This is a genomic window from Ruminococcus sp. D54t1_190329_F1 (genome assembly GCF_015551645.1).
Lineage (GTDB): Bacteria > Bacillota > Clostridia > Lachnospirales > Lachnospiraceae > Blautia_A > Blautia_A faecis.
Window position 1 is genome coordinate 1 of record NZ_JADNDC010000065.1, and the last position, 9564, is coordinate 9564.

A 9564-nucleotide genomic window follows, 5' to 3' on the forward strand; every position below is an offset into this window, starting at 1 on the left:
GCTAAGACAATATCTGGTTTCGTGATCATTGCCCTGGCAATGGCAACTCTCTGCTGCTGTCCGCCCGATAAGGTGTTCGGTAAATTTTTTAACTTATTTTTAATACCCAGGATTTCTACAATTTCTTCAAAATATGCTTCATCAATTTTACTGTTCCCTAAATAAAGTGGTAACAGTATATTGCTTTTTACATTCAGTGTTTGAAGAAGATTATAATTCTGAAATACAAATCCGATATGTTTTCTTCGATACACCGTTAGTTCTTCTGATTTCATTTTTGTTATATCTTTTCCATGTATCAGAACCGTTCCCTCTGTCGGATTATCCAATCCACCCAGCATATTTAATAATGTTGTCTTTCCGCAGCCTGACGGTCCAACGACAGCAATAAACTCGCCTTCTTCAACCGAAAGATTGACCTGATCTAATGCCTTTACGCAAATCTCTCCGGTGCGATAATACTTTTTTAAATCTGATGTTTTAACCAATTCCATGTTTCTCACCTCTCCTTGTTTTAATTTATCATACCCCCTAATTCTTACCGAATTATTACCTGAACAAAAAAAATAAAAAGGGGACATTTAACTCATAATAGAGAAAATGTCCCCTTCATTTTACTGATAAAATTCAGAAACTACTTTAATTGGATTTTACCAATAAGGTGTAATATGTGTATTACAATGATCTGGTGCAATCAGACAGTCATGAGTACAATCGTCTGGATCACAATACTGTACTTCTACATCAAAATTCTCATTTTGCATTTTCTTTTCTAATTCTTTCATCTCTTGTTCCCCTTCACATATATTTAGGCTTTCAGATTGATTCTACATCAAAGTTGAAATATGCGAATTGCAATGATTTTCTGAAACCATACAATCATAGTTGCAATCATCAGGATCACAATACTGTACTTCTACATCAAAGTTTTCATTCTGCATTTTCTTTTCCAGTTCTTTCATTGCCCCGTCCTCCTTCCTTGATATTTTATGATTTTAAAGTGTGACGTCACCACAAATCATCTTATTTAGTAAATACCTACTTCCTTGCCAAATTTATAAATATATTTACTTACTGTCTTTATTGCATTTTGGACTGACTGATTTCCGGCTGAGTCATAGGTATCCTTATTCTGTGCCATTCCAGCCAGTGTTTTAGCGTCTTTTGCAGCGCTATAAAGCATATCTCCTACTGCTGTATTCTCAGCGCTGCTATAAACATCTGCACCAAAACTGTTCCCTGCTATGGTATATTCGGTACGGTGTTTGTCCACATACTTTTCAAAATCTGAATGATTACTGTTTACTGCTGTCAGATTAGACGCATGATGTGGCTCATTCAAATCTGATACATAATGTGTTCCTTTTCCTATGTATTCCATAGCCTTATCTGTATATCCATCTTTATATGCTGCAACTGCACTTTGATAATAGGTTTCTGCTCTGGTTCGTGCTGTAGGATTTTTCTGTCCCATCCAGTTTTTTCCGGTATCCGGATCATAGAAATGTCCTGCAAACGTTCCATAATCGGTTTCATTTCCTAATACATCTGGCCAATCCGTATATTCACATATCATAGCAGCTTTTGTATTTAAGATACTGGAACCTTTATCATTATTTAAAATCTTCAAGGCATTCGATACGATATACTGATGTGTATGATCTACACCGCCACTGCTAAACCGCTCATCAGGATTTTCTACATGCTCAATCGGTGCGCCTGGTCCGTAAATTTCATCTGAACCGTTGGAAATATCAAGAACCTGTTGCGGTAAATCCTGAGTTTCTGCCGCCGATACCGACCATGCCGGTGCTGCGGAAACACCTACCAAAACCATTGCCAAAAGTACCCCTAGTTTTTTACACCTCATATCTAGTACCTCCTCTTTTTTCTTATCAGTATATCCGCCGATTCTTACCAAATTATTACAATTAGTGCATTTGAAAAAATATTTTATCTGAAAAAAATCATTATTTACTTTTGTATTTTTTACAATTATAATACATCTTGAAAACCGTAAACGCTCTTTATGGTATAGAAAAACTTAGAAATTTAGAACAGAAGGAGTGGGAAACTATGCACCGTATCTTAATTATTGAAGATGATTTCTCCTTAAATAATACCCTGGCTTATAACTTGCGGACAGCGGGCTATACTGTTGACTCTGCATATAATGCAAAAGAAGCCTTTGAATATTTAAAACAGTATCATTACATTCTTCTGATTTTGGATATTAACCTTCCTGACGGAAATGGATTTGAATTATATTCAGAGTTGAAAGAAAAATCAACTGCCAGTATTATCTTTTTAACCGCAAATGATTTAGAAAATGACATAGTGAAAGGATTTGACCTGGGTGCTGATGACTATATTACAAAGCCTTTTTCACCTGTCGTCTTACAAAAGAAAATAGCTGTTTTAACAAAATATATCACAGAAAAACAAAAGGAAACCGTATATGAAGACGGTAATCTCTGCATCAATTTCTCGCAAATGACTGCGACACTGGACAAAGTTCCCCTGGAATTATCCCCTTTGGAGTACCGTATTCTGCAATATTTTATTGTGAATAAAAAGCATATTTTAAAACGGGATCAGCTTCTTGAGCATCTCTGGGATTTCTCCGAAAACTTTGTAGGTGATACTTCCCTAAATACTGCCATCAGCAGACTCCGAAAGAAAATCGAAGCCAGCGGGCATCGTTATATAAAAACAATCTATGGAACCGGATATATGTGGATAGGTGATTAATATGAAAAAAACATTTTCTTTAAAAAAAGTATATATTATAGTTTCCCTGCTATTTCTGTTGATATTTTCAGGAACCTGTATCATATTACGTACACTTACGTCAGACCCTAAAGTATTTTTGCTTTTTACCATTTTCACTTTCCTTCTGCTTATCTGTGTATTTATTCTCTTTTGTACGATTTTCCACAAGCTCACCTTGTTTACTCGTGAACTTCATAAAACATTGGACAGTATGATTGAAGGAACCTATTTTTCCCCTGATGAAAAGTATGACGAAACTTTACTATCACAGATCAACCATCATTTAGGAAGACTGTACAGTATATTGGAAAACACTAAAAATTCTGTAAATGCCGAAAAGGTACAGCTCCAGCAGCTAATTTCTGATATTTCTCATCAGTTAAAAACCCCCATGACCACGCTGCGCCTGACAGAGTCCGCTATGGAAAAAGCCATTACAAAACCGCAGGAACTACAGACCTTATTTCACACCAATACTGCACATCTGAACAAACTGGAATTTTTAATCTCTTCCCTTGTAAAAATATCCCGTTTGGAAACAGGTGTGATAAAACTATCCCCAAGTTATCAAACGATTGGTGACACCATTCTCATGGCTCTGGAAAATATCGTTTTAGCGGCTGATCAGAAGAACATTCAAATAACTTTTAATTATTCAGAAGACTTTAAGGCGTATCATGATCCCAAATGGACTTCCGAAGCGCTGTATAATATCCTGGATAATGCTGTAAAATACACGAATGAAAATGGACATATTTCCATAGAACTTTTTACCCTGGAAAACTATACCAAAATAGCAATCACTGATTCCGGTATCGGCATCAAAGAATCGGAAATCCCTAAACTTTTCCAACGCTTCTACCGCTCTCCTTCTGTCAAAAGCTTTCCGGGAGTTGGTGTTGGGCTTCATCTGGCGCAAGACATTATCAGCCGGCAATATGGCTTTATCCACGTGTTTTCTACCCTTCATGTAGGCAGTACCTTTGAAGTTTGGCTTATCAACTCAGACTCTCCTAAATAAGAAAAATGCCGCTACAGGTTTTAATATCACCCGTAACGGCATTTTCCTTTATTTTATTCCGCTTTTTCTTCATTACCGGATTTTAAATATGTCATTACCTCTTCCACCGTTTTTCCGGAAGCAAGTAAGGCGCTAAAGATTTCATCTTTTTGTTTATCTTCAATCTTCTTCCTAAGTTCTTTTGCTTTCAAACGCAGTTCTTTTAATTCTGCCTCTGTTGTTTTAATCTCCTGTTCTGTCTTCATAAGCATTTCTTCAAGAGAAAGATTTTCTACTTTTTTACGTCTTGGCATACTGTTTCCTCCCATGCTGATATTTTCTTCATTCTACCATTATTGTTCCAAAAATACCAGTCTTTTTATGAATAGCTCCTATCTCCCTCTTCGCTGCTGTTTCTGGCTTTTGGCATATTCCATCTTTTTATTGTATTCGTCCATGATTGCACTTTCCAAATCTGCCTTAAATTCTGCATTGACTGCATGGGCAATGTCCTCCCGTTCTCCTTTTGCAGAATTTTTCTGAGGCATACCTACAAAAGTTTTTCCGTTCCATGCCTGGATCACATGAAGCTGCTGGATTGCCAATACGTCCTGCAGACGAATGGCAACATCTGCCTTAAATGTATCGCTTCCCTGTACCGGATTTACACTCAGATTGTAATACAGCTCTTCCTCTCCCCAACTGCCCTTGCAGTCTGTTTTCGTTTCTGTCATATTCTCATAGGCTTCCCTTACGGTATCCAACACTTCCTTTTGAAATTCCTTATCGGTAAACCGGAAAAAAGGAACATACTCCCCTGTTTCATAATCTCTGTAACGGGGCATATCGAGATACAGATTTCCTTTCGAGGACTCTTTAATTGCAAGGCTTTTCACACAGAAGGCCTCATCAAAGGTAATGGTAGCAAATCCTTTCAGGTTATTGATTTTTCCTTCTTCCTGTTTCAATTCCGGTTTATATACTCTGATATTATATTCCATATTGTGATCTCCTTTTCTACTCTATTTTTCGTTACCGAACTGCTGTCTGGCATGGAAGATTTTTAGTTTCCTCCTGCACTTCCATACACTCCTCCTGGTCCTTGATTTCCAGTTCTGCATCAATCTCCATCTGCCGGGTAATGTTTTCTTTTAAAAGCTCCTCATACGGGAAAGGCTTTGCATATTCCTGCTTTGCATTTTTTATCTCATTTTCACAGGTCTTAATTTCTTTTTGAACATCTTCTACTGCTTTATCAAGGGCATTCAAGCGGTTTTCCATACGGACCATATTGCCGGAGTCACTGCTTTTTAACTCCACACTATATTCCTTCTCTCCCTGAAGGAACAATACCGGCTCCATCATATCCTTTTGGACAAATACCTGAAATCCCTTATACATACCGACTTCGTGCCTGGTAAAAGCTGTCACACCTTCTATAATCCCACGCAGGACTTCCCCTGCTTCTTTATGCTTCTCATAGACTTTTCCCTGCAGCGTGATTGCAAACCCCGGCTGTACTTCCATAGCCTGGTTCCTACGGTCCAAATCCATTTGAAGCGATTGCAGTTCTTTCTCCAGACTTTGTATCCTTTTCGGGTACTGGAACGTAACCGCATCCTGCAAAGCAAACCGTTTCCCTTCATGTGCAGCTTTTAAAATTCTCAGACGTGCCACTTCATTATCTACTTGTATTTTTTCCATAATCAGGGGATTTTCAGAAGCTACCGCTTTAATCTCTGCAAAGTTTAGTACGGTTTCATCTATATCCTCACAGATCCTTGCCAGTTCCCGGCTGGTAAATACCTGGCTGATAAACCGCTGTTTTGTTTCTACAATGCCCCATAAATAAGCATCAAAAGAACCCTTTGTTACATAGCGGTAAATATTGACTTCCTCATTTTCATTCCCCTGGCGGATAATACGCCCTTCCCGCTGTTCAATATCAGAGGGTTTCCAGGGGCAGTCGATATGATGTGCCGCCACCATTCTGGTCTGGATATTGGTTCCTACTCCCAGTTTTTCGGTACTTCCTATAATAATCCGTTTCCTTCCGGCTCTGACATCGGAAAACATACGGTCCCTCTGTTCATCTGTTTTTGCATCATGGATAAAACAGATTTCTTCCTCTGGAACACCTCTGGTAATCAGTTCCTGTTTTAAATAATCATAGACGGTAAACGCTTTCCCAGGTCCGGGTGTCCCAATATCCGAAAAAACAATCTGGGTTCCTTTCTGTTCCTGGGACTGTACATATTCCTGGTAAATGTTTTCTACTGCTTTATTCAGTTTGGAATCCGAATCTACCGGAGCATAACTGTCCAAAAGCCGGGGATCTGTACCCAAAAGCCTTGCTTCCCCGGTAATCCGGAGCATATTGTCGTCCTTTGGATCTACCACACCTCTATGGATTGCTTCTGCCCTTTCCACCATTTCCTGCATACGTTCTTTGACATAATCAGAGGCTTCCGATACTACAACCTTATATTTTCCGTCCTTTAATTCTGGCCGCTTAATATCTAGCATATCAGGCAGAATAATGTCTGCTATTTCTTTAAACAGGTGTATCAGTTCCGGCAGATTGATAAACTTATTAAACCTGGTCCGCATCCGGTAACCAGTACCTTCCGGTGCCAGTTCCAAAGAGCTGGTAACTTCCCCAAACACAGAAGCCCATGCATCAAAATGGTAAATCCCCTTTTCGTGAAGCCGCCTTTCCTGCAGATATAACTGCATCACATAAAGTTCCACCATTGAGTTTGACAGAGGGGTTCCCGTTGCCATAATGACGCCCCTTCCCTGATTTTTTTCGTTGATATACTGGATTTTCATACGCATATCCATAGCCCTCTGGGAACCGCTGGAACCCAGACCCGCAACATTGTTCATTTTCGTAAAAATTTCCAAGTTCTTGAACAGGTGCGCTTCGTCTACAAATAAGGCATCTACGCCTGTTTCTTCAAAGTACATCACATCATCTTTGATTTCTTCATTGTTCAGTTCTTCGATTTTCTGCAACAATTTTTTCTTTCTGCTTTCCATCTGCTTTATGGACCAGTTCTTTCCTGCTTCTTCCCTTGCCTGGTTAATGGCTTCTACCAGTTGCTCTGCCTGTTCTTCTATCATGGCTCTTTGCCGGTCAGGGGAAATGGCAATTCTCTGGAACTGCGTATGTCCGATAATAATACAGTCATAATCCCCTGTTGCCATTCTGGCAATCATGCGCCTGCGGTTTTCCTTCTGAAAATCTTCTTTTCTGGTAATCAGGATCTTCGCATCTGGGTAGGCCCGCAAAAATTCTGCCCCCATCTGGAAGGTCAGGTGGTTGGGAACCGTAAGAAGGGGTTTCGTTGCCAGCCCCAGCCTCCTCATCTCCATACAGATACAGATCATTTCCAGAGATTTACCAGCGCCTACCGTATGGGCAAGCAAGGTGTTCCCTCCACACAGCAATGCCCTTGCTACAGCATTTTTCTGATAAGGACGCAGTTTTAACAAAGGGTTCAGTCCCGGCAGTTTTAAATAAGAGCCATCATAGCTTCGTTGTCTGTCGCAGTTAAAGGTTTCATTGTAAAAATCCACATATTTTTTTCTGCGCTCTGGTTCCTTAAAAATCCAGTCCCGGAAGGCTTCTTTTATCTGCTCCGCCTTATCCCTGGCAAGCATGGTTTCCTTCCGATTAATCACATAACGCACCTTTTCCCCTTCCTGCACCCGGTCCCTTATGGTCACAATCCGGCTGTTTAACAGTTCCTCTATAATGCTGATCGCATCCATAAATCTTGTGCCATAGGTTTCCCTGGTACGAATGGTTCCTCCAAAAAAATTTCCCCTGTCAATATGGTAAGACATATCTGCATCTAAGCGCTCAATCTTGAGGGCATGGCCACTATGAGCGCAATAGTTTCTCTGGTTGCTCTCCGGGATTTCCAAAAGCTCATATATAAACTGTTCGTAATCCTCATTTTCAATCCAGGTTGTTCCCAGTTTTACACTGATCTCAGGCGCTGTCAGTTCTTTTGGCTGTACCTTTTCCAGTGCTTCCACGTTGTCTACAAACAAGGGATTGTTCTGCGCATAAATCCTAGCAGTACGGAGCTTCTGCCGCACATTTCCGCTTAAATACTCATCTGCGGTTTCCCACCCTGCATTGGGATCTTCTTCTTTTGCCAGTACCGGGTTCTGGTAGATTAACCCTTTTAATTCCTGGAGCATTTCTTTCCTGTTTCCCAGATAAAGAGAGAGCATATAGGGAATATCCACCCGGTTATATTCTGACAGACTGATATGCAATGCTTCCTGGGCATTTTCCACTTTGTCTATCACATCTCTGGGGCGTATGGTCCTTTTGTAAAAAATATCGGCTTTGGTTACGTTTTTGTCCTCATCAACCACTTCCAGGGAAGATAGCAGGGGATAATCATTGTCCTGCCGGAACGCCATTTTATTTGTCCGGTCACAGAAATATCCATGCGTTTTCACAAAGGCATCATACAAACGGTTTAACTGTTCCTGTGCCTTTTTCAGTTCCTGGTCAGAACAATTTTCCTGCTGTATCTGTAAAATTTCACGCACCAGAAGGCGGATTTTATGCATGGCACGTATCCGGCGCTTCACACTTTCCTTTGCCTGACTCCGGTATAAAGACTCCCCTTCCCGGTAATATACTTCGTCCTGTATCACCGTAAACGTATAATTAGGTATCTTTGGGGAAGCAGCTAAGACGTCCTGCTCTTCCTTCTTTTTTTCTGCTATGCTTTCTTCATAACAGTTTTTAGGAAGCTCTCCAACTGCGTCCAAAATTCTTTTTTCCAGGTCAAAGTCTTCCGCTTCATTGACCAGGGCTGTATATTTGGAATCTTTCCCGAAAAACTGTTCAAACCAGACCATTTTCCCAAGCATCATTTCCGGGTGTTCCAGATAATACTCATTTACCGGTACCATGTCTTCCGTAAGCCCTGTATAAGTCCAGATTGGCTCCCCAATCGAAGGCTCTGCTTTTTGAATATAAAAACTTACTAAATTTCTGATTATCTTTTCATAAGTTGGTAAATGCCGATATATCCCGTATTTTAGGGCTTTATCGGTATTTTCTTTTTGGAAGATACCTTGCATAAGCTGGCATTTACCAGCATGAAAATGCAACCAAAAGTAGTAAATGAGTAGTAAATATAAGCTCCGATATTAACAAGCCAGTCTTTCCAGTTCTGCTTTTGCAGATTGAAATGTACCGTGTGCATAATAGCCAAGTGTCATGGTTATGTTAGCGTGTCCCATAAGATATTGCAGGGTGTTTGGGTTCATTCCTCTGTTTGCCATATTCGTACAGTAAGTATGTCGGAATGAATGTGGTGTGATGTTCGGTAACTTGTCCGTGTGATACTTGTTATACTTCTTAATTAGTCCTCGCACCATGCCCTCATAGTTTCCTGCAACTTTAGGTAAGCCCTCACGGTTCAAGAATAGGAAATTGCTATAACCACCTACAATCAACGGTTGTGCCTTTCCTCTGTTCTTTAGTATTCTTTGGATTGCTTGATAAGCCCGTTCTGTCAATGGAAGTTCTCGTTTTCCGTTTTTGGTCTTTGGCGTTTCAATATAGTAGCCGATTTCGCTGTCTTTCAATAACTGGTGGTCTATATTGAGTATTCTGTTCTGCATATCAATATGCGTCGTTAGTCCGCAAAATTCAGAAATACGAAGTCCCGTTTCCAGCAGAAGCACAACCTCATCATAATACTTGCTGTAAATCTTATCCTTTTCCATAAAGGCAAGCAGGCGTTCTTCCTGCT

10 protein-coding genes are annotated in these 9564 nt (G+C 40.1%); 2 read left to right on the forward strand and 8 right to left on the reverse strand.

Going from position 1 to position 9564, the window contains the following annotated elements:
• The 4 genes from I2D69_RS18910 to I2D69_RS18915 all read right to left on the reverse strand — a co-directional run.
• Positions 1-494, reverse strand: a 494-nt coding sequence (locus tag I2D69_RS18910; RefSeq protein ID WP_195380384.1) for an ABC transporter ATP-binding protein, incomplete at its 3' end; no start/stop codon positions are given.
• A gap of 156 nt (positions 495-650) precedes the next feature.
• Entirely contained in the window at positions 651-785 is a 135-nt protein-coding gene (locus I2D69_RS20520) for a hypothetical protein (protein ID WP_256280327.1), read from the reverse strand.
• A 42-nt stretch (positions 786-827) separates the two neighbouring features.
• Positions 828-962: a hypothetical protein gene (locus tag I2D69_RS20525; RefSeq protein WP_278279457.1), complete on the reverse strand. Its 135-nt coding sequence runs from the start codon at positions 960-962 to the stop codon at positions 828-830.
• Between the two features lie 65 nt (positions 963-1027).
• On the reverse strand, positions 1028-1870 hold the full coding sequence (locus I2D69_RS18915; RefSeq protein ID WP_055173316.1) for a zinc dependent phospholipase C family protein: 843 nt from the start codon (positions 1868-1870) through the stop codon (positions 1028-1030).
• 137 nt (positions 1871-2007) lie between these two features.
• On the opposite strand from I2D69_RS18915, the gene I2D69_RS18920 reads away from it, so the two are divergent.
• The gene (locus I2D69_RS18920) at positions 2008-2751 is read left to right on the forward strand and encodes a response regulator transcription factor (RefSeq protein WP_347708404.1); all 744 of its coding nucleotides are present in this window, start codon (positions 2008-2010) and stop codon (positions 2749-2751) included.
• Between the two features lies 1 nt (position 2752).
• A complete protein-coding gene (locus tag I2D69_RS18925) occupies positions 2753-3793 on the forward strand; it encodes a HAMP domain-containing sensor histidine kinase (protein WP_055173312.1) in 1041 nt (346 codons plus the stop codon).
• 53 nt (positions 3794-3846) lie between these two features.
• Here the strand turns inward: I2D69_RS18925 and I2D69_RS18930 are convergent, their stop codons facing one another.
• From I2D69_RS18930 to I2D69_RS18945, 4 genes are all read right to left on the reverse strand, one after another.
• Positions 3847-4086 carry a hypothetical protein gene (locus I2D69_RS18930; protein ID WP_055056124.1) on the reverse strand — a complete coding sequence of 80 codons (240 nt, stop codon included), beginning with the start codon at positions 4084-4086 and terminating at the stop codon, positions 3847-3849.
• A 78-nt stretch (positions 4087-4164) separates the two neighbouring features.
• Positions 4165-4773: a septation protein SpoVG family protein gene (locus tag I2D69_RS18935; RefSeq protein ID WP_055173311.1), complete on the reverse strand. Its 609-nt coding sequence runs from the start codon at positions 4771-4773 to the stop codon at positions 4165-4167.
• 31 nt (positions 4774-4804) lie between these two features.
• Positions 4805-8716 carry a helicase-related protein gene (locus I2D69_RS18940; protein WP_195380385.1) on the reverse strand — a complete coding sequence of 1304 codons (3912 nt, stop codon included), beginning with the start codon at positions 8714-8716 and terminating at the stop codon, positions 4805-4807.
• A gap of 240 nt (positions 8717-8956) precedes the next feature.
• Positions 8957-9564: site-specific integrase (locus tag I2D69_RS18945; RefSeq protein WP_161286759.1), on the reverse strand; the 608-nt coding region annotated here is incomplete at its 5' end.